The sequence below is a fragment of the Streptomyces sp. NPDC107550 genome (assembly GCF_055639095.1).
Genome location: NZ_JBVKBC010000004.1, coordinates 142,236 through 162,519, shown reverse-complemented (window position 1 = coordinate 162,519; position 20,284 = coordinate 142,236). Strand labels below are relative to the sequence as shown.

Annotated in this window: 16 protein-coding genes; 14 read left to right on the top strand and 2 right to left on the bottom strand. The window is 71.1% G+C overall.

What is annotated here, in order from left to right; translation table 11 throughout:
* Positions 1 to 14: 14 nt before the first annotated feature.
* Positions 15 to 218, bottom strand: coding sequence for a cold-shock protein (locus tag ACZ7LY_RS07890; RefSeq protein ID WP_003948780.1), 204 nt, complete (start codon positions 216 to 218; stop codon positions 15 to 17).
* Positions 219 to 529: 311 nt separating this feature from the next.
* Here ACZ7LY_RS07890 and ACZ7LY_RS07885 point away from each other — a divergent pair, with 311 nt between their 5' ends.
* From ACZ7LY_RS07885 to ACZ7LY_RS07850, 8 genes are all read left to right on the top strand, one after another.
* The gene (locus ACZ7LY_RS07885) at positions 530 to 1,414 is read left to right on the top strand and encodes a menaquinone biosynthetic enzyme MqnA/MqnD family protein (RefSeq protein ID WP_471623639.1); all 885 of its coding nucleotides are present in this window, start codon (positions 530 to 532) and stop codon (positions 1,412 to 1,414) included.
* Between the two features lie 554 nt (positions 1,415 to 1,968).
* Positions 1,969 to 3,327: an NADP-specific glutamate dehydrogenase gene (gene gdhA / locus ACZ7LY_RS07880; RefSeq protein WP_471623638.1), complete on the top strand. Its 1,359-nt coding sequence runs from the start codon at positions 1,969 to 1,971 to the stop codon at positions 3,325 to 3,327.
* Between the two features lie 340 nt (positions 3,328 to 3,667).
* Positions 3,668 to 5,287, top strand: coding sequence for a serine/threonine-protein kinase (locus ACZ7LY_RS07875; protein ID WP_471623637.1), 1,620 nt, complete (start codon positions 3,668 to 3,670; stop codon positions 5,285 to 5,287).
* Positions 5,284 to 5,982: a prepilin peptidase gene (locus tag ACZ7LY_RS07870; RefSeq protein WP_471623636.1), complete on the top strand. Its 699-nt coding sequence runs from the start codon at positions 5,284 to 5,286 to the stop codon at positions 5,980 to 5,982. Before ACZ7LY_RS07875 ends, ACZ7LY_RS07870 begins: the two co-directional genes overlap by 4 nt.
* A gap of 68 nt (positions 5,983 to 6,050) precedes the next feature.
* Positions 6,051 to 7,250: a cyclic dehypoxanthinyl futalosine synthase gene (gene mqnC, locus ACZ7LY_RS07865; RefSeq protein WP_471623635.1), complete on the top strand. Its 1,200-nt coding sequence runs from the start codon at positions 6,051 to 6,053 to the stop codon at positions 7,248 to 7,250.
* 7 nt (positions 7,251 to 7,257) lie between these two features.
* On the top strand, positions 7,258 to 7,854 hold the full coding sequence (locus ACZ7LY_RS07860) for an imidazolonepropionase-like domain-containing protein (RefSeq protein ID WP_471623634.1): 597 nt from the start codon (positions 7,258 to 7,260) through the stop codon (positions 7,852 to 7,854).
* A 585-nt stretch (positions 7,855 to 8,439) separates the two neighbouring features.
* Positions 8,440 to 9,129 carry a demethylmenaquinone methyltransferase gene (locus ACZ7LY_RS07855; protein WP_471623633.1) on the top strand — a complete coding sequence of 230 codons (690 nt, stop codon included), beginning with the start codon at positions 8,440 to 8,442 and terminating at the stop codon, positions 9,127 to 9,129.
* 137 nt (positions 9,130 to 9,266) lie between these two features.
* Positions 9,267 to 11,936 (top strand): zinc-ribbon domain-containing protein, encoded by a 2,670-nt coding sequence (locus tag ACZ7LY_RS07850; RefSeq protein WP_471623632.1) that lies wholly within the window; start codon positions 9,267 to 9,269, stop codon positions 11,934 to 11,936.
* A gap of 46 nt (positions 11,937 to 11,982) precedes the next feature.
* Here the strand turns inward: ACZ7LY_RS07850 and ACZ7LY_RS07845 are convergent, their stop codons facing one another.
* Entirely contained in the window at positions 11,983 to 12,507 is a 525-nt protein-coding gene (locus ACZ7LY_RS07845) for a GNAT family N-acetyltransferase (RefSeq protein ID WP_471623631.1), read from the bottom strand.
* A 98-nt stretch (positions 12,508 to 12,605) separates the two neighbouring features.
* On the opposite strand from ACZ7LY_RS07845, the gene ACZ7LY_RS07840 reads away from it, so the two are divergent.
* The 6 genes from ACZ7LY_RS07840 to ACZ7LY_RS07815 all read left to right on the top strand — a co-directional run bounded on the left by ACZ7LY_RS07840 (position 12,606) and on the right by ACZ7LY_RS07815 (position 20,223).
* The gene (locus tag ACZ7LY_RS07840; RefSeq protein ID WP_471623630.1) at positions 12,606 to 13,898 is read left to right on the top strand and encodes a geranylgeranyl reductase family protein; all 1,293 of its coding nucleotides are present in this window, start codon (positions 12,606 to 12,608) and stop codon (positions 13,896 to 13,898) included.
* Positions 13,899 to 14,142: 244 nt separating this feature from the next.
* Positions 14,143 to 14,685 carry a hypothetical protein gene (locus ACZ7LY_RS07835; RefSeq protein WP_471623629.1) on the top strand — a complete coding sequence of 181 codons (543 nt, stop codon included), beginning with the start codon at positions 14,143 to 14,145 and terminating at the stop codon, positions 14,683 to 14,685.
* Positions 14,685 to 16,337 (top strand): WXG100 family type VII secretion target, encoded by a 1,653-nt coding sequence (locus tag ACZ7LY_RS07830; RefSeq protein ID WP_471623628.1) that lies wholly within the window; start codon positions 14,685 to 14,687, stop codon positions 16,335 to 16,337. Before ACZ7LY_RS07835 ends, ACZ7LY_RS07830 begins: the two co-directional genes overlap by 1 nt.
* Positions 16,338 to 16,366: 29 nt before the next feature.
* Positions 16,367 to 17,704 (top strand): type VII secretion-associated serine protease mycosin, encoded by a 1,338-nt coding sequence (gene mycP, locus ACZ7LY_RS07825; RefSeq protein ID WP_471623627.1) that lies wholly within the window; start codon positions 16,367 to 16,369, stop codon positions 17,702 to 17,704.
* Between the two features lie 200 nt (positions 17,705 to 17,904).
* Positions 17,905 to 18,351, top strand: a complete 447-nt coding sequence (locus tag ACZ7LY_RS07820) for an amino acid ABC transporter permease (protein WP_471623626.1) — start codon at positions 17,905 to 17,907, stop codon at positions 18,349 to 18,351.
* 3 nt (positions 18,352 to 18,354) lie between these two features.
* Positions 18,355 to 20,223: an alpha/beta hydrolase gene (locus ACZ7LY_RS07815; RefSeq protein ID WP_471623625.1), complete on the top strand. Its 1,869-nt coding sequence runs from the start codon at positions 18,355 to 18,357 to the stop codon at positions 20,221 to 20,223.
* The last annotated feature ends 61 nt before the right edge of the window (positions 20,224 to 20,284 follow it).

Sequence of the window (20,284 nt, the reverse complement as noted above, 5' to 3'; positions counted from 1 at the left end):
GCGACCAGGAGAAATTAGGCGGGGGTGACGTTCTCCGCCTGCGGGCCCTTCGGACCCTGCGTCACGTCGAAGGTCACGGCCTGGTTCTCCTCGAGGGAGCGGAAGCCGTTCGCGTTGATCGCGGAGTAGTGGACGAAGACATCGGGGCCGCCGCCTTCCTGGGCAATGAAGCCAAAGCCCTTTTCAGCGTTGAACCACTTCACGGTTCCGGTAGCCATAAGCCCTCCTATGGGCCAAAGGGTCGCCCTGCTCCAGAACCTGCAAATGCACTTGCGAACAACTGCAAAAGTCTGAATACGACGAGAGCCCGCGGTCACATGCTCCGCAGGCTCTGTACTGCAAGGGAAACCAAACTGCAACTTGCGGCGAGCCTAGCACGCGGGCAGCCGAATGCAATAGAGGGCAAGATCACGTCACCCGGATGTTTGAGTGGGGACCTGTCGGGGTTGACGGGGAACTTGTGCGGCGAATGCGGCGCGACCACGCCCCAGGAGCCCGACCGTACCTCATGGGGGCTAGCCTCCCCGATGTGGACAATTCTCCCGAGAACCAGCACGCGAGTGCCGAGGCCGCGCGCCCGATCCGGCCGCGCGTCGGCCACATCCAGTTCCTGAACTGCATGCCTCTGTACTGGGGGCTCGCCAGGACCGGTTCGCTCCTCGACTTCGAGCTGACGAAGGACACCCCTGAGAAGCTCAGCGAGCAGTTGGTGCGGGGTGACCTGGACATCGGTCCGATCACCCTCGTCGAGTTCCTGAAGGCGGCCGACGACCTCGTCGCCTTCCCCGATCTGGCCGTCGGCTGCGACGGCCCCGTCATGTCCTGCGTCATCGTGTCGCAGGTCCCGCTCGACCGGCTCGACGGCCGGCGTGTCGCCCTCGGCTCCACCTCTCGTACGTCCGTACGACTCGCGCAGCTTCTGCTCGCCGACCGGTTCGGCGTGCGCCCCGACTACTACACCTGCCCGCCCGACCTCGGCCTGATGATGCAGGACGCCGAGGCCGCCGTCCTCATCGGCGACGCCGCCCTGCGCGCCAACCTCCACGACGCGCCGCGCCTCGGCCTCCAGGTCCACGACCTCGGCGCGCTGTGGAAGGAGTGGACGGGCCTGCCGTTCGTCTTCGCCGTGTGGGCCGCGCGCAAGGAGTACGCCGACCGCGAGCCGGCCATCACCCGCAAGGTGCACGAGGCGTTCCTCGCCTCCCGCGACCTGTCGCTGGACGAGGTCGCCAAGGTGGCCGAGCAGGCGGCGCGCTGGGAGGCCTTCGACGAGCGCGTGCTGGAGGAGTACTTCACCACCCTCGACTTCCGCTTCGGCCGCGCACAGCTGGAGGGCGTCACCGAGTTCGCGCGCCGCGTCGGCCCCACCACGGGATTTCCCGCCGACGTCCGCGTGGAACTCCTCGCCCCCTGAGGCAGCACGCCCCGGCCCTTTCCGTACCGGCCGGGGCATTCCCGTAACCGCGCACGGCATTTCCGTGAGCCGCGGGTGAAATCGTGGTGAAGCGGCGCCGCGCCGGCCCCGGCCGGCACCAGGGGTTCTGCGGGTCCTAAGGGCTCCATGGGAGCTATCGGCTCTATCGACTCCATGGGCTCCTTCGTCTCCATGGGTGCTACCGGTCCTATGGGTGCTACCGGCCCTATGGGTTCTACCGGTCCTATGGGGTCTACCGGCCCTATCGGCTGTGACGGCGCTATCGGGCCTATCGGGCCTATCGGATGCCTCGGCCCCGTCCCGTCCGTTCGGCGCGGGGGCGGCTCAGGGCCTCTTCGCCGTCCCGCGCGGACGGGCCGGTCTCACATCGTGGGCGGTCTGGGCCCCCGGCACTGGTCAGGAGGTTTACATGCGCGTCACACTTACCTCGTCCCGCGCACGGCAACGGCGCCGCGCGCTCATCCCCGGACCGGACCCGGACGAGCCGCACCCCGTTGGTGGTCCCGGTGGCAGCAGCGCCAGAAAGGCCCCCTGTGACGACGCGATCCCAGACGCAGTCCCTCCTCGCCGACCTCCTCGCTGAGATCGAGCGGCGCAACCCCGCCCAGCCCGAGTTCCACCAGGCCGTCCACGAGGTCCTGGAGACCCTCGCCCCGGTCATCGAGGCCCGCCCCGAGTATGCCGAAGCCGCCCTCGTCGAGCGGCTGTGCGAGCCGGAGCGGCAGGTCATGTTCCGGGTGCCGTGGCAGGACGACCGTGGCCGCGTCCACGTCAACCGCGGCTTCCGCGTGGAGTTCAACAGCGCGCTCGGCCCGTACAAGGGCGGCCTGCGCTTCCACCCGTCGGTCAACCTCGGCGTCATCAAGTTCCTCGGCTTCGAGCAGATCTTCAAGAACGCGCTGACCGGCCTCGGCATCGGCGGCGGCAAGGGCGGCAGCGACTTCGACCCGCACGGGCGTTCCGACGCCGAAGTCATGCGGTTCTGCCAGTCGTTCATGACCGAGCTGTACCGGCACATCGGCGAACACACCGACGTGCCCGCCGGTGACATCGGCGTCGGCGGCCGCGAGATCGGCTACCTGTTCGGCCAGTACCGGCGCATCACCAACCGCTGGGAGGCGGGCGTCCTCACCGGCAAAGGCAGCGGCTGGGGCGGCTCGCTCATCCGGCCCGAGGCGACCGGGTACGGCAACGTGCTGTTCGCGGCGGCCATGCTGCGCGAGCGCGGCGAGGACCTGGAGGGCCAGACCGCCGTCGTCTCCGGCTCCGGCAACGTCGCCATCTACACCATCGAGAAGCTCACCGCGCTCGGCGCCAACGCCATCACCTGCTCCGACTCCTCGGGGTATGTCGTCGACGACAAGGGCATCGACCTCGAACTGCTCAAGCAGATCAAGGAGGTCGAGCGGGGCCGCGTCGACAGTTACGCCGAACGGCGCGGGTCCTCGGCGCGGTTCGTGCCCGGCGGGCGGGTGTGGGACGTGCCGGCGGATGTCGCGCTGCCGTCCGCCACGCAGAACGAGCTGGATGAGAACGACGCGGCGACGCTCGTCCGCAACGGCGTCAAGGCGGTCTCCGAGGGCGCCAACATGCCGGCCACGCCGGAAGCCGTCCACCTGCTCCAGAAGGCGGGGGTCGCCTTCGGGCCCGGCAAGGCGGCGAACGCGGGCGGGGTCGCGGTCAGTGCGCTGGAGATGGCGCAGAACCATGCGCGTACGTCTTGGGGTGCGGAGCGGGTGGAGGGGGAGTTGGCGCGGATCATGGATGACATTCATGCGACCTGTGCGGAGACCGCTGCGCGGTATGGGGTGGCGGGGGATTATGTTGCCGGAGCGAACATCGCGGGGTTCGAGCGGGTCGCCGACGCGATGCTCGCCCAGGGCCTGATCTGACCTCATCCCCGTAGGGGTGCGTTGTGGCTGGTCGCGCAGTTCCTCGCGCCCCTTACGGGGCTTTCAACGCCGGTGCCTGTTAGGCACCCCCCGCCCCGCCGCCTTGGGCAGTCTGCCGCCTGGGGCGGCACGGGTGGGCAAGGCGGCCCCCAGCGCCGGGTAGGTGCACGTTGTGCCTCGGGTGCAGCCCCGGTGGGGCTTCTCGCGCAGTTCCCCGCGCCCCTTACGGGGCTGAGCTGAACGTCCCCTCCCTAGCGGCAGCGGCGCCGCGCCTCTGAGGGGGCTTGCCTCTGCCTCGGATTCCGGCCTACTGTCCGGGGCTGTTTGGAGGGGGAGGCGGATGGTGCCGTTGGAGGGGGACGAACCCCGGGCCGTGGGGCCGTACCGCCTGCTCGGCCGGCTCGGAGCCGGCGGAATGGGCCGCGTCTACCTGGGCCGGAGCACCGGCGGCAGAACCGTCGCCGTAAAGATCGTGCACCCCCACTTCGCCCTGGACAAGGAGTTCCGCACCCGCTTCCGAAGAGAGGTGGACGCCGCCCGCAAAGTGGGCGGCACCTGGACCGCCCCGGTCCTGGACGCGGACCCGGACGCCCCCGTCCCCTGGGTCGCCACCGGCTACGTCGCCGGCCCCTCACTCGCGCAGGCGGTCACGGAGAAAGGCCCGCTGCCCGAGCACACCGTACGGACGCTGGCCGCAGGACTGGCCGAGGCCCTGGCCGCCGTCCACGCCCTCGACCTCGTCCACCGCGACGTCAAGCCGTCGAACGTGCTGCTCACCCTCGACGGCCCCCGCCTCATCGACTTCGGCATCGCCCGCGCCCTCGGCGGCACCGCCTCCCTCACCTCCACGGGCGTCTCCATCGGCTCGCCCGGCTACATGGCCCCCGAGCAGATCCTCGGCCAGGGCGTCACCGGCGCCGCCGACGTCTTCTCCCTCGGCGCGGTCCTCGTCCACGCGGCGACCGGCCACGCCCCCTTCCCCGGCGACTCCTCCGCCGCGCTGCTCTACAAGGTCGTCCACGAGGAACCCGAACTCGGCCCGATGGGCGGCGAGTTGCGCGAGATCGCCGTGGAGTGTCTGGCGAAGGACCCGGCGGCCCGCCCCGACCCCGCCGCGCTCGCCCGGCGCCTCGCCCCCGGCGGCGCGGCCCGCCTCGTCGCCGGCGGCTGGCTGCCGGGCCCGCTCGTCGAACAGGTCTCGCGCCAAGCGGTCCGCCTCCTCGACCTGGAGGGCGCCCCCGCCGACGCCCCCGCCTCGGGCCCGGTCGGCTTCAGCAGCCCCGCCGTACCCGGCGACGACCCCACCCCGCCCCCGGGCGTCTTCGGCCCGCCGGACCCCTCGTACGCGCGCCAGGGCGAGACCGGCGGCGCGGGGGAGCCCGCGAAAGCCGGGAAGCTCTCCGTGTCCGTGTCGGCGAGCGCCGCCCCCGCCTCCGCCGACGGGCGCGGGCGCCGGGTGAGCTGTTCCGTGGCGCTGGCCGTCGCGGGGGCGCTCGCGCTGGTGACGGTCGGCGGCGCGTTCGTCGTGCGGATGCTGCCCGGCCACGACGGCGGCACCGACAGCGGGGCGGGCGCCCAGCCCAGTGCCGCCGGCAGCGCCCCGGCGTCCGTCCCCGCGTTCTACGCCGGCACCTGGCAGGGCAAGGCCGTCACCGACGCGCTCGGCGTCCCCTTCGACACCTACCGCGTGACATTGAAAAGGGCGCGCGTCGGCGACCGGCTCGGCACCGTCACCTCCACCGACCCCCTCGGCCTGACCTGCGTGGACGTCCTCACCCTGACGGCCGTCACCGGCAAGGGACTTGAGGCGTCCGGCGCCGCCTCCCCCGACAACGGCTCGCACTGCGCCAAGGGCCCGCACACCGTCCGCCTCACCCGGCACGGCGAGAAGATCAGCCTCACCTCCCGCTACCCCGACGCGGGCAACCCGCACGCCGAACTCACCCGGGCCCCCCAATGACCCCCGTGCTCGCCGCCGTCGCCGCCCTGTGGGGCGCCCTCGCGGGCGGGCTGCTGCCCCGCGCCGCGCACCGCCTGTCCGTACCGGCCGGGCAGCCCTGGCGTACGACCGGACCCGAAGGGCACCCCTTGCGCGGCTGGCTCGGCCCGCGCCCCGGCCCGTCCGCGCCCCGGCTCGCCGCCGTCTGCGCCGCCGCCTGCGCGCTGCTCGCCGCCGCCACCGGCGCCCGCCCCGAACTCACCGTGTGGCTGCTGCTCGCGCCGCCCGCCGTGCTGCTCGCCACCGTCGACTTCGCCGTCCACCGCCTGCCCGACGTGCTCACCCTGCCGCTCGCCGCGCTCACCGTGCTGCTGCTCGGCGCGGTCGCACCGCTGCCGCGCGCGGGCGGCTCGTTCACCGGCGCGCTCCTCGGCGCCGCCGCCCTCGGCGCCTGGTACCTGCTGCTCCTGCTCGCCTGGCCCCGCGCCATGGGCTTCGGCGACGTGAAGCTGGCGCCCGCGCTCGGCGCCGCGCTCGGCTGGTACGGGTGGGGCGTGCTGTTCCTCGGCGCGTTCGCCGGCGTCCTCCTCAACGGGCTGTACGCGCTGTGCCTCGTCGTCACCCGCAGGGCGGGGCGCGGGACCGAGATCCCGTTCGGGCCGTTCATGATCCTCGGGGCCTCGGCGGGGGTTCTGCTGGGCGGCCTGGGCCGCTGACGTACGCTGAGATGTCAGCTCAGGCTCGTTGAGACGCTCCGCAGAACCTCCGGAAAGGGGCCCGCCCGGTGACCGAGAAGGCCGCGCTTCAGTCCGTCCTAGACCGCGCCGCCGCCGGTGGGCGCATCACCCCGGAGGAGGCCGTCGCCCTCTACCGCGACGCCCCGCTGCACGCGCTGGGCGCCGCCGCCGACGCGATCCGCCGCCGCAAGTACGCGGGCATCGAGCACATCGCCACGTACATCATCGAGCGCAACATCAACTACACGAACGTGTGCGTCACCGCGTGCAAGTTCTGCGCCTTCTACGCGGCCCCCAAGGACACCAAGAAGGGCTGGACCCGCGACCTCGACGACATCCTGCGCCGCTGCGCGGAGACGATCGAGCTGGGCGGCACCCAGATCATGTTCCAGGGCGGCCACCACCCGGACTACGGCGTCGAGTACTACGAGGAGCACTTCGCCGCGATCAAGAAGGCGTACCCCGAGCTGGTCATCCACAGCCTGGGCGCCTCCGAGGTCGAGCACATGGCCCGCATCTCCAAGGTCTCCGTCGAGGAGGCCATCCGGCGCATCCACGCGGCGGGCCTCGACTCCTTCGCGGGCGCCGGCGCCGAACTGCTGCCCGAGCGGCCCCGCAAGGCCATCGCGCCGCTCAAGGAGTCCGGCGAGCGCTGGCTGGAGATCATGGAGATCGCCCACAACCTCGGCGTCGAGTCCACCTCCACGATGCTCATGGGCACCGGCGAGACCAACGCGGAGCGCATCGAGCACCTGCGCATGATCCGTGACGTACAGGACCGGACGGGCGGCTTCCGCGCGTTCATCCCGTACACGTACCAGCCCGAGAACAACCACCTCAAGGGCCGTACGCAGGCGACCCTCTTCGAGTACCTGCGGATGATCGCCATCGCCCGCATCTTCCTCGACAACGTCCAGCACATCCAGGGCTCCTGGCTCACCACCGGCAAGGAGGTCGGCCAGCTCTCCCTGCACTACGGGGCCGACGACCTCGGCTCGATCATGCTGGAGGAGAACGTCGTCTCCTCGGCCGGCGCCAAGCACCGCTCGAACCGCATGGAGATCATCGAGCTGATCCGCAAGGCGGGCCGGGTGCCGGCGCAGCGCGCCACGACGTACGAGCACCTCGTCGTCCACGACGACCCGGCGAACGACCCGGTCGACGACCGCGTCTCCTCGCACATCTCGTCCATCGCCATCGAGGGCGGCACCGCGCACCCCGAGCTGAAGCTCGTCTCCAGCAACTGAGCGCGCGTTGACCACCCTGCACGCCACCGAGGCGGACGGCGCGGGCGTCCTCGTGGACGGTGACCGTGTCGCCGCGCTCGGCCCGTACGAGGAACTGGCCGCGGCCCATCCCGGGGCGCGGGTGCGGCGCTGGCCCGGCATCCTCACGCCCGGACTCCTCAACCCGTACGGGCCCGAACTGCTGGAGCGGACCTACCACCCCGATCCGCGTGAGGCCGACACGTACGGGACCGCTCCGCTCGGGGGTGCGCGGGCGCTGGAGATCTTCCGGGCGGAGCCGGCCCGGCTCGGGGCGAGTGCGCGGCGGGGGGTTCAGCGGTTGTTCGCGCACGGGACGGTCGCCCTGGGCGGGGAGGTTCGGGCGGCTGCGGTGCTGGATGTCGTGCGGCGGGCCGGGCTGGTGTTCGGGGCGCGGCCCGCGGGGCTCACCGGGCCGGTGTCCTTCTCGCCGCGGCCGTTGATTCTGTTGCCGGGGCTGGTGGTGGGCGGGCCCGCGAGGTTCGCCGTGTTCGACGTCGCGGACCGGGCGGAACTGGTTCGCCGGGGGGCGGCCACCTGCACGGCGACCATCCTGTCAGGCCGCCTGATATACCGCGCCCGGTGACCTTCGGGGGCGCCGCGCCTTGACGCCGTGCCTCCCCTTCCCCCGGTGGCGGGTTGCTCGCGCAGTTCCCCGCGCCCCTGGGTAGGCGGGCCTGCCCGTGGTTCTTCGTCCTCGACTTTCGTCGTGGCTGATCGCGCAGTTCCCCGCGCCCCTGACGGGGCGCTGCCCCTTGGGGTCGTGACTCACCTTTCGCCCGGTGGCGGGCTGGCCGCGCAGTTCCCCGCGCCCCTGGGGGGGCGACTACGTCGCACCCTCCCCCCTGGGGGTGGTGGGAGGGGCGACTGCGTCGCCGCCTCCACCCTGGGGAGCCGGGGCGGAGCCCCGCTCCCCAAAGGGGAAGCTGCACGGAGTGCATGCTTCAGGGGCGCGGGGAACTGCGCGAGAAGCCCCACCCACCCGCAGACGAAGTACGCCCCAGGGGCGCGGGGAACTGCGCAATCCGGTACCGCAGGGGGCCCGCACCTGAGAGCTGCCCAGGGGCGCGGGGAACTGCGCAGACCGGTACTGCAAGGGGCCCGCGCCTGAGAACGCCCCCAGGGAATGGGTGCCCGCGCCGGAGAGGCGGGCGGCTGACACAATGACCCCGTGACCCGCGCATCCTTGGACAAGCAGCCGCACGAAGTCGCCTCGATGTTCGACGACGTAGCGGAAAAGTACGACCTGACGAACGACGTACTGTCCCTGGGACAGGCCCGCCTGTGGCGCAAAGAGGTCGCCAAGGCGGTAGCCGCCCGCCCGGCGCAGAAGATCCTGGACCTGGCGGCCGGCACGGCGACGTCCTCCCAGCCGTTCGCCCGCGCAGGCGCCTACGTCGTCCCCTGCGACTTCTCCCTCGGCATGCTCCGCGTAGGGAAGAAGCGCCACCCCTGGATGCCGTTCACGGCGGGCGACGGCACGAAACTGCCGTTCAAGGACGACACGTTCGACGCCGTCACCATCTCCTTCGGCCTGCGCAACATCCAGGACACCGACGAGGCGCTGCGCGAACTGCACCGCGTCACGAAGCCCGGCGGCCGCGTCGTGATCTGCGAGTTCAGCCACCCCACCTGGGCCCCGTTCCGCACGGCGTACACCGAGTACCTGATGCGCGCCCTGCCCCCCGTGGCCCGCGCCGTCTCCTCCAACCCCGACGCGTACGTCTACCTCGCCGAGTCGATCCGCGCCTGGCCCACCCAGCCCGAACTGGCCGCCCGCCTCCAGGGCGCCGGCTGGCGGCAGGTCGCCTGGCGGAACCTGACCGGCGGCATCGTCGCCCTGCACCGCGGCATCAAGTGAATACCGCTTAAGTACCGCTTCCCGTATTGCAGTTGACGGGAACCAGGGGCCCGCGAAGATGTGTCCGTCGAGTACGTGGGTGACGGCCGGTGACGGCCCGTCACCCGGCCGTCCCCGGAACATCACGGAGCACCCCGATGGCGTCTTTCTGCCCGCACTGTGGAGCCGAGGCTCCTGAAGAGGCCCGTTTCTGCATGAGCTGCGGCCGGGAGAGACCCACGGGGCACAGACCCCCGCCACCCCCGGACACGCCCCCGCCCCCGGCGCACACCCCGCCCCCGCACACGCCTCCGTTCACGCCCCCGCCACCCCCGCACGCCCCCGGCGCGCCCGGCACCCCCGCGCAACCGTCCGCCGCCGGCCTCTTCCTCGGCAGGGCGCTGCGCGGCGACTGGGCGGGCGCGGCGCAGGCGGCGCTGTGGCCGGTGGGGTTCTTGCTGGTCGCCGCGTTCGCCCTGGCGATCCCCTCGTACGGCCAGGACTCAGGCGCCGTCGTCATCGGCTTCGCGGACCGCGCCCGCATCGCCCTCGCCGTGCTGCTCCAGGGCCTCGGCGGCGGCCTCGACGTCACCGGCCGCAGCGGCGGCGGGGGCGGCTTCTACGGCGGCGGCTACGACACCGGTTCCGCCGCCGCCTCCGCGCACGCGACCCTCTCGGTCGTCCCGCTCCTGGTGACGGTTCTCTGGCTGGCGCTGCTCGCCGCAGGCGTCCGCATGCTGCGCGTCCGGCTCGCCGAGCGGACCGTGCCCGGCGCCCCCGGCAGCGCCACCGCGGGCCTGGAGGCGGCGGTCCGCGTCGCGCTCCTCGTCACCGGCGCGACCCTCGTCCTCGCCCTGATCGCGCAGCCGTCCGTCGCGGACGTGTCGCTGTCGACGACTCCGTTCCTGACGGCGCTGTGGACGCTGCTGCTCTCCCTGGCCGTCGCGGGCGGCGCCCTGCACGCGGACGATCTGCGCATGCGGGTCGCCGCCGCGCGCCCCGGCGTACGCTCCGCGCTCCGCGCCTGCGGCACCGCCGTACGCGCCATGGCGCTGGTCCTGCCGATCGCCCTCGTCCTCGGCTGGCTGGGCCTCGCCCTCTTCGCGGACACACAGGCCACGCCCTCCGACCTCAGCGACGAGACCCGGCTCGGCGGGGGCGAGACGGCCGCGTTCGGTGTCGTCCTCATGCTGCTGCCGAACCTGGCCGTCGCCGTCCTCGGCCTGTGCTGGGGCGCCCCGCTCCAGGCGGAGGGGCACTCGGCGTCCTCGTACGGCGGGGGCGGCTACGACAAGGAGACGTTCGGCCTGTCGGGCCTCGGCGACCAGCTCGGCTCCGGGGCCGTCGTCTACGCGCTCGGGGTCGGCCTGCTCTGCGCGGTGCTCGCCGCCGTCGTCACCGTCCGCCGCTCCCACGACCGGCGCGAGCAACTCCTCGCCGCCGCGCTGTTCTTCGGCCTGTTCCTGCTGCTCGCCGGGATCGGTTCGGCCGGCGCGGAGTTCACGGGTGAGCTGCGCTTCCTCGGCAGCGGCGCGGGCCGCGTCGACCTGGGGTTGAGCGTGCCGGACGCGCTGCTGTTCGGGCTGTTGTGGGTGGCGGGCGCGGCGCTGGTCGTGCCGTACGCGATGCGGGCGGCGGGCGCGGGTCAGGGCCTGCCCCCGGCACCGCACCAGCCCCCGCCGCCCCCGCCCGCGTACACCCCGCAGCCGCCAGGCCCGGCACCCACGATTCCGGCACCCACGACCCCGGCACCCACGACCCCGGAGCCCCCGGCCGCCGCGCCCGCCGCGCCCTCCGCCTCCGAGGACGACCGCCCCGGGACCACCCTCGACAAACCGTCAGGCCCCGCCCTCGACACCGCTCCCACCGCCGACCACACCCCGCCCCCGGGCCTGAACCCCGACCTGAACCCCGGCCCGAATCCGCCCCCGGGCCCGCCCCCGGCCGCCCCCGCGTTCGCGGCTCCCGCGGGCCCGCCGACCCCGCCCGGCGCGTACGCGTACCCGCCCCTGATCTCCACCGTCCCCGGCGCGCCCGCCCCCGCCGCCCCTGACCGCTCCCGGCGGCGGCTCGCGCTGTGGGCCGGGACGCTCGGCGGCGCGCTCCTCATCGGGGGCGGTGCGGCGGCCGGCGTCCTGCTGCTGCAGAGCCACGGCGACGACAAGAAACCGGACGACAAGCCCGCCGCGACCAGCACCGGCGACTCCCCGACCCCCTCGGCGCCCGAGGAGGCCCCGACCCCGGACGCCTCCGGCGCGGCCGACTCGTCCGGTTCATCGAGTTCATCCGACTCATCCGGTTCATCCGGTACGGACGCCTCGGACACCTCGGACTCCGCGCACGCCGCCGAGCCCACTGCCACGCCCGAGGTCCCGGCCGGCTACCACCAGGTCTACGACCAGCTCGGCTTCTCCTTCGTCATCCCCGACGTATGGGACCGCCAAGGCGTCAAGAACAGCAGCCAGGTCACGTACGCGGGCAGCACCGGCCTGGAGAACTACCTCGTCGGTGTCATCCCCGACGCGAACTACACCTCGTACGACAACACGCTCTCCATGGAGAAGCACCTCACGTCCGACCCGCACAAGAGCGGCTACCGGCGCCTGCGCCTGGACCGCAACACCTTCCAGGGCCGGCCCGGCGCCCTGTGGGAGTACACGTACGAGGACGAGGGCGGCCGCACGATCCACTGCATCGACCAGTCCTACGTGGCCGGCGACGGCACCGAGTACGCGATCCTGCTCACCGCCCACGACGACGCCTGGTCCGACGCGTCCCGGATGTACGCCATCGCGCTCGACTCCTGGCGGCTCACCGACACGGAGTGAGCCGCCCCGCCGCCCCGCCCCGCCGCTGGTGCCGGCGGGGCGGCGCTCACAGCTCCAGACGGAAGCAGTGGCCGCGCCGGCCGGTCGGCGTCACGAACGTCTCGGCCAGCTCCATGCCCAGGCGCCGGGTGACGGCGATCGAGCGGGCGTTGCCCGCGTCGACCATGGCGACGACGCTCGGCACGCCCGCCGCGCGCAGCCGCTCCAGGGTGGCGTGCCCGGCGGCCGTCGCGTAGCCGCGGCCCCAGTGCGCCCGGCCGAGCCGCCAGCCGATCTCGATCTCGCCGGTCGGGCCCCACGCCCGCTCCCAGGGCTGGGCGCCGGTGAAGCCGATGACCTCGCCGCTGTCGTCGGTCATCGTCCACAGGCAGTAGCCGCGCTCGGCGTCGTGCCGCCGCTGGCGGGCCGTCAGCTCCTCGTACACGGACAGCTCGGCCGGCGCGCCGCCGTGGAACTCCATGACCTCCGGGTGGCCGAACACCCGGTGCCAGGCGAAGGCGTCCTCGTGGGTGGGGACGCGCAGCGCCACGGCGGGGAGATCCACGGCGGGCGGCACGAAGACATCGGTCATGGGCTGGCCCTTCGGCTGGGTGATCGGTACCGCTGAATAGACTGCCCATGTCCGTGCCCGACGGCACACAGTTTTCGAGCCTTGGGGAGAAACCCGCCGTGACCGAACCCAAGCCCCTCTCCGAACACAGCGCCGACGTCATCGTGGTCGGGGCCGGGCCGGCCGGCTCGACGACCGCGTACCACCTCGCCAAGGCGGGCCTGGACGTGCTGCTGCTGGAGAAGACCGCGTTCCCGCGCGAGAAGGTCTGCGGCGACGGCCTGACCCCGCGCGCGGTCAAGCAGCTCGTGGCGATGGGCATCGACATCTCCGAGGAGGCGGGCTGGCTGCGCAACAAGGGGCTGCGCATCATCGGCGGCGGCGTCCGCCTCCAGCTCGACTGGCCCGACCTCGCCTCCTTCCCCGACTACGGCCTGGTCCGCAAGCGCGACGACTTCGACGAGCAGCTCGCCCGGCAGGCGCAGAAGGCGGGCGCGCGCCTGTACGAGCAGTGCAACGTGGGCGCCCCCGTCGTCGACGAGCGCACCGGCCACATCACGGGCGTGCACGCGAAGCTCGGTGACGAGAAGCGCGAGGTCACCTTCCACGCGCCGGTCGTCGTCGCCGCCGACGGCAACTCCACGCGCCTGTCCCTCGCCATGGGGCTGCACCGCCGCGAGGACCGCCCCATGGGCGTCGCCGTGCGTACGTACTTCACCTCGCCCCGGCACGACGACGACTACCTGGAGTCCTGGCTGGAGCTGTGGGACCGGCGCGGGCCCGGCGAGGACCGGCTGCTGCCCGGCTACGGCTGGATCTTCGGCATGGGCGACGGCACGTCCAACGTGGGCCTCGGCATCCTCAACTCCTCCAAGGCGTTCCGCGAGCTGGACTGGCGCGAGGTGCTGAAGGCGTGGTGCGCGTCGATGCCGCAGGACTGGGGGTACACCCCGGAGAACATGACGGGCCCGATCCGCGGCGCGGCCCTGCCCATGGCGTTCAACCGGCAGCCGCACTACACCAAGGGCCTGCTCCTGGTCGGCGACGCGGGCGGCCTCGTCAACCCGTTCAACGGAGAGGGCATCGCGTACGCCATGGAGTCCGGGCAGATCGCCGCCGACGTCATCGTCCAGGCCCACGCCCGCGCCACCCCCGCCCAGCGCGAACTGGCCCTGCACAGCTACCCGAAGGTCCTCAAGGACACCTACGGCGGCTACTACACGATGGGCCGCGCGTTCGTGAAGCTCATCGGCAACCCCAAGGTCATGAAGATCGCCACCCAGCGCGGCCTGACCCACCCCATGCTGATGAAGTTCACCCTCAAGATGCTCGCCAACCTCACGGACCCCACGGGCGGCGACGCGATGGACCGCATCATCAACGGCCTGACGAAGGTCGCCCCGCGTTCGTGATCGTTCAAGGCGGCCTGCGCCCGCCGCGGTCTTGAGCACCTACGCCTACGGGGCAACAGCCGTTGTTCCGTAGGCGTGTTGCGTTCTTGAGGGTGCCTGGTCGGTACTGCCGCGAACGTCGCCTCCGGGCCGATCTGCCGCCTCCGGTGCGCCCTGAGTACCTGTACTCAGGCGGCCTCCGGTGGTCGCTACTACTGTCACGGGAGTTGGCTGGAGCGCCACAGGAAGTGCTGAGGGAGGGCCTGTGACTACGGGGAACAGCGGCTCGTGGGTGTCGGGGGCTTTCGACGCCGTGAAGGACGCCGCCAAGGACGCTGCCGGTGCCGCTGCGGACGTGATGACCGAGCTGACGTCGTTCACCGCCTTCCAGAAGCGCATCGACGCCATCATCCATGACCTCAAGGCGTCGCCGGCCGGCGCACATCAAGTCGGCAGGGACCAGCCTGCGCGCGGAACCTTCGGCGGGCTGGAAGGCACGTGGGGTTCGGCCGACGACCTGGGTGCCGCACACGCGAAGGTGATCGCTGAGCTGGAGAAGCTGTCCAAGCTGCTCTCGGACGCGATCGAGGGCATGGGCATCGCGGTCCTCGCCTCGCACAAGGGCTACGAGAACGTGGACGCCGACGTACGTGACCGCCTGCACGCCATCACGGCGGAAGCCAAGCAGAACTTCGGCGGCAAGTACGTACCCGACCTGTCCAAGCAGCAGGCGGACGACACAAACGGGAACCAGCCCGACACACCGACACCGGAGGCGTCGGGCGGCGAGACCGCGGGAGGCATCTGATGGGCAACGATCCGTTCGCCGGCATGTCCCACGAGGAGATGCTCGCCGCCCTCGACAAGGCAGACCCGGCCCGCATCCAGGTGGGCGCTGACAAGTTGCTCGCGGCCGCGAAGGAGATCGAGAAGGTTGCCGCCGAGCTGAAGTCCCGCCCTCAGTACGTGGAATGGAAGGGGCGGGGCGCTGACTCCTTCCGTGCGTGGGGCGGTGACCTGGCCAACGCCACACTGCGGATCGCCGACTACGCCGGCGACTCGGGAACCTTCCTCTCCCACACGTCCGAGGCGGTCGCCCGCGCCAAGGCATCGATCCCGCGTGACGACGGTGGCGCGCAGGCCGACATCGACGCGGCGAAGTCCACACCGAACGACCCCGATGCGGCCAAGATCCTGGCGAAGGCGACTGCCCAGAAGGAAGCCGTACGGCAGCAGGCCGCCGACGAGATGACGAAGCTGGGGCAGGCGTACCAGCAGTCGGCGGAGCGGATGAACGCGTTGAAGCCGCCGAAGGTTCCGCCCCCGCCGGACGCGATCGTGCCGAACCAGAAGGACGGCGTCAGCAGCTCCGAGCACGTGGGTTTCCCCGGTTCCTCCTCTGGCTCGGGTGGTTCATCGAGCGGTGCGGCGCCCCAGACATCCGCTGGCCAGGCCGGTCATGTGTCGTCCGGTGACGCCGCGTATGCGGGGGCTGCGGTATCTGAGCACGGCGGCGCGGCGGTGGCTCCTGAGCCTCACGTGGACCCGGCCGGTGTCCCGCACACCGGCATCGATTCCACCGCAACGCTGCCCGATCCACGTACCGCCGGGCCTTCGACCAGCGTTTCCTCGACGGTCAACGGGCCGGGCACGGCAGGCCCGAGCACACCGAGTGTTCCCGTGCCGCCGCCCACCCTCAGCGGAACAACAAGGCGCACCGGCCCCATTTTCGCGGCGAAGTTGCCGTCTGGGCCGTCGGCCGATGAAGGCCAGGGCCGTGTCTACGGGATGGCGCGTCCTTCCGGACCGGAGCAGGGAACCGCGCGTGCGCGCGTGGGCGTGCCCGGCTTCGAGGAGGGCCGCGCGGCCTCTGGTGGCACAGGGACAGGGGCCACTCCGTACGGGCGCGCACCTGACGGAGCCACCCGCGGCATCTACGGGGGCCGTCCTGCCCAGCAGCAGACGGGCCGGGCCACGCCCTATCGCGGCACCGTCGTCGGCAGTGAGCCGAAAGGCGGCATCACGTCCGGCGGCCGCACCGGAGCCGGCCCGGGCCGCATTGTGCCTGGTGACGCTCAGACGGGCGGTCGGGCTCTGCCTACGTCACGGGCGGGTGGACGAGCCGGCTCCTCCTCCGCTTCCGAGCCGATCAACGGTCGGCCAGTTGCGGGACGCGGACAAGCCGCTGAAGTCGAGGGTCGTACGTCGTCGCCGAGCCGAGGCGTCATGGGTGCACCGGCCGCGCGGAGAACCGCTCGGACAGCATCTGGGGAACGTGCCGTTCCTGGAAAGGCTCCGCTCTCGCGGGGCGGGATCGCGGGCGGTACCGGGTCCGCTCAGCGCGACAACATGAAGCGCCGTAGGCAGGACCGCCGCGATCACCGCCCGGAGTTTGTCACCGAGGATGAGGCGACCTGGCAGCCGGACGGACGCCGTATCGTGCCTCCCACAGTCGACTGACCTCTCGCAGAAAGCAGACGAGACCGCGCATGTTCAGCAGCCGTCGCCGACCGTATGCCCGACGAGCAGCGCTCACTGCCACGGTGGGACTGCTGCTGGCAGGCGCCGCGGCGTCGCCGGTCCATGCTGAATCGGTCCGTGAGCAGCAGTGGTTTCTGGATGCCATGAAGGCCGAGCAGATGTGGAAGACCAGCACCGGCAAGGGAATCACGGTCGCGGTCATCGACACCGGTGTGGACGCTGGCCACCCAGACCTCAAGGGCCGAATCCTCCCGGGAGAGGATCTGGCACCGGACAAGCCGGGTGACGAGCACACCGACTACGACGGACACGGCACGAGCATGGCCGGGCTGATCGCCGGCACCGGGGCCCGCGCCGGAGGACAAGGGGCCTTCGGACTCGCCCCCGGTACCAAGATCCTCCCCGTTCGCTTGCCCTTCTCCGACGCTCTGACAGAGGCGCAGGGCAACGCGGAGTTCGCCAAGGCCACGTCCCAGGGGATTCGCTACGCCACCGACCACGGCGCCAAGGTCATCAACATTTCCCAGGCGTCCCCCCTGAGCACCCCACAGCTGACCGAGGCTGTGAAGTACGCACTCGATAATGGGGCGTTGGTCTTCGCAGGCGTAGGAAACGACGGCGAAAAGGGCAACCCTGTCATGTACCCGGCTGCCACGCCGGGTGTCGTGGGCGTCGCGGCCATCGGTAAGAACCTCAAACGGACCGCCGAATCCGAGTACGGATCGCAGGTGGACATGGCGGCACCGGGCGATGACATGATCTCCGCCTGCGGAGGGGGCTCGGGTCTGTGCCGCTCGCACGGCACCAGCGACGCCACCGCGCTCGCCTCGGCCAGCGCGGCCCTCGTCTGGTCCGCGCATCCGACCTGGACGAACCATCAGGTGTTGCGGGTCATGCTGAACACGATCGGCGCCCCGGTCAACGGCTCGAAGCGCACGGACTCGATCGGCTATGGCATCGTCCGTCCCCGCATCGCCCTGACCGATCCCGGCAATCCGGGTTCGGCCGGCCAGTACCCGCTGCCGGACTTCCCCGTGAAGGCGTCGGCTGCGCCGTCGTCCTCCAAGGCTCCGGTCGGCAAGGGCCAGAGCGACGCCACGGCGACGAAAAACAGTAACGGGAACACGATGATCGGCGTCGCGATCGGCGCAGGCGCAGTCGTGCTGCTCGGGGCGGTGGCAGCCGGGGGCGTCGTACGGCGCCGACGCCGCAGCGAATCGCTTGGCGACGGGCCTGTGGCATCCGGACAGATCCCCCAGCCAGGCCACCCCTACGGGGCACCGCCGCACGGCAGCCCGACCAGCCCGTACGGTCAGAGGCCGACTGATGAGCGGCGATCGTTCTAGGCCGTGGCGGACTCGTGTGTGCGCGTTCGACTCATGGTGGTGGAGGTAGGTACGGATACTCAGCTCCGGTTTGAGTGATCCGGCGGACGTGACGCAGCGCATCTGACCCGTAACGTCCATCTCGGAAACCTCACTACACAAGTGCGGTGGAAACGGGGCTCTCCCGAGTTCGGCTCGGGACACGGGGAGGACGATCGCCGATGGCGTGGGACGAGTGGGAACAGCTCAAGACCGAGGCCGCTGAGCGGCACGCCACGCACATACAGCTCAACAGCCTCCAGGGCGAGGGTGGCTACGCCAAGCCGTCGGGTGGCGGGAGCGGTACCGGCACTCTCAAGCACAAGGGCGGCCCGTGGACCAAAGCTGCCGGCACTGCGGACGATCTCCAGACCAGCACGATCGACGCGCAGGTCGACCTGCACAGTGCCCACGAAGGCACAGGCGGCGGCTTGACCGGGCTGGCCAGCCTCGGCTCACTCAAGACGGTGCACAAGTCGTGGCACGACCGTCTCGGCCGCGTGCGCGAGGAATGCAGCTCCCTCGAGCCCAAGCTGCGGCAGGTTGCCGTGGACCTCGGTGAAGTGGATGCCGACGTGGCGAACAAGGCGAAGGCGGTTACCGTCCCGGGCACGAGGAGGGGCGAGTAGATCGTGGCCACAGCATCAGCGCTGACCTGGCAGCAACTTCGTGATCTGAAGCTGTCCGAGCTGACCGACGCCGCCGACGGCTGGGCCGCCACGTCGAAGTTCGCCGACCACGCACGCGACAGCGTCGACGGCGACATGAGCGGCAAGCTGACCAAGACCCAGGACAGCGAGTCCGCCCGCTCAGCGGTCAAGCGATTGAAGCGGCTCAGCGAGAACTACCACTACGTCCACACCGAGGCGGGCCTCATCCGTGGCACCCTCGACGCCCTGGCTGCCGAACTCGGTTCCCCGCAGAGACGGGTGCGCGAGGCCCTCGAAGACGCTACGTCGCTTGGCTACACCGTCAACGACAACGGCAGCATCGACTACCCGGCTGGCGGCAAGAACAAACTGACCGGCGACGCGATCCCCGGCGGCTCGGTGATGGGCAACAACGGTCTCATCGGGGCGGGAAATCCCGGTCTGTACCGGGACGGGAATGGAAAGTACGACCCTTCCCTCGGTCCGGGCGCCCCGGCGTTGAAGAGCCCCAATCCGCACCGAGCCAAAGCGCAGGAAATCGCCGACCGAATTGCGACCGCGCTACGGGAAGCCCGTGACATCGACGAGCGGTACAGCTCGGCGCTCAACAAGCTCAAGGCCGCGCCTGGCCTGACGGTCGACGACAAGACGTGGGCGAACGTGGCCTCGGATGTGGACGCGGTCAGTGGTGCGGCGGCGAAGTACCTGGGCAAGGAGATCCCCTTCGACAAGTCGCCCGCTGAGCGCAAGGAGTGGTGGGACCACCTCAGCAAAGAGCAGCGCGAGGAGTACATCGCTGCGTTTCCCGAGGTGGTGGGCAACCTGGACGGCGTCCCGGCTCTGGCCCGAGACGAGGCCAACCGCGAGAACATCCAACTCCTCATTGCCCAGTTGGAGGGACAGGACGACGCGAAGTCCAGGGCCCAGCTGGAGGGCATGAAGGAGATCGAGCGCAAGCTCCTCACGCAGGACCCGAAGATGCCTCCCATGTACCTGTTGGGGATCGGCACCGAGGGCAACGGTCGGGCCATCGTCGCCTACGGGAACCCTGACACTGCCAAGAATGTGTCGGCTTACGTCCCCGGCCTCAATACGTCCCTGGACGCCGGCTTCGCCGGGGGCGACCTCAAGCGAGCCAGCGATATCGCACTCGACGCCCAGTCGTTCGACCCGTCGAGTGCCTCGATCGCGTGGCTTGGCTACGATGCCCCGCAGACAGGGGTCGACAGCAACCTGCCGCAAAATATCCGCAACTTGGATGTCATGGGGACAGAGAAGGCCGAAGCGGGAGCCACCAACTACAACCAGTTCATGGCGGGTATCTCCGCCACGAACGACCACGCCGACCCGCACGTCACAGCGATCGGCCACTCATACGGATCGTTCACCGTTGGCCAGGCGGCTCAGCGCCACGGCGGCATTCCGGGTGCGGACGACATCGTTCTCGTGGGTAGCCCCGGTACAGGTGCAGATCATGCTCAAGACCTGAACGTCGGCAAGAATCACGTGTTCGTCGGCGCGGCAGACAATGACCTGGTGACCAAACTCCCCTCAAAGGCGCAGGCCGTCGGCCTGATGGGGGGCCTCGCCCCCTCCTACCTTGCCGATCCAGCCGGCGACCAGCTGTGGTTCGGGACCGACCCCGCCAGCCACGAGTTCGGAGCCAACCGCTTCGCGGTCGATGACGGGCCCACGCCGATCTTCGGAGGACAGGGCCCCACACCGGCCCACTCCGATTACTTCAACGTCAATGACGACGGCGGCACCCGGCGCCCATCCGAGTCCGAACGAAACATCGCACTGATCGCGTCCGGCAATTCGGGCGAAATTAGCCGGGAGCAGCCACGATGAGGAAAGTCCGCATCATCCCTCTGATCGCCATTGCAACCTGCATTGCCGCTTCAGCGTGCAG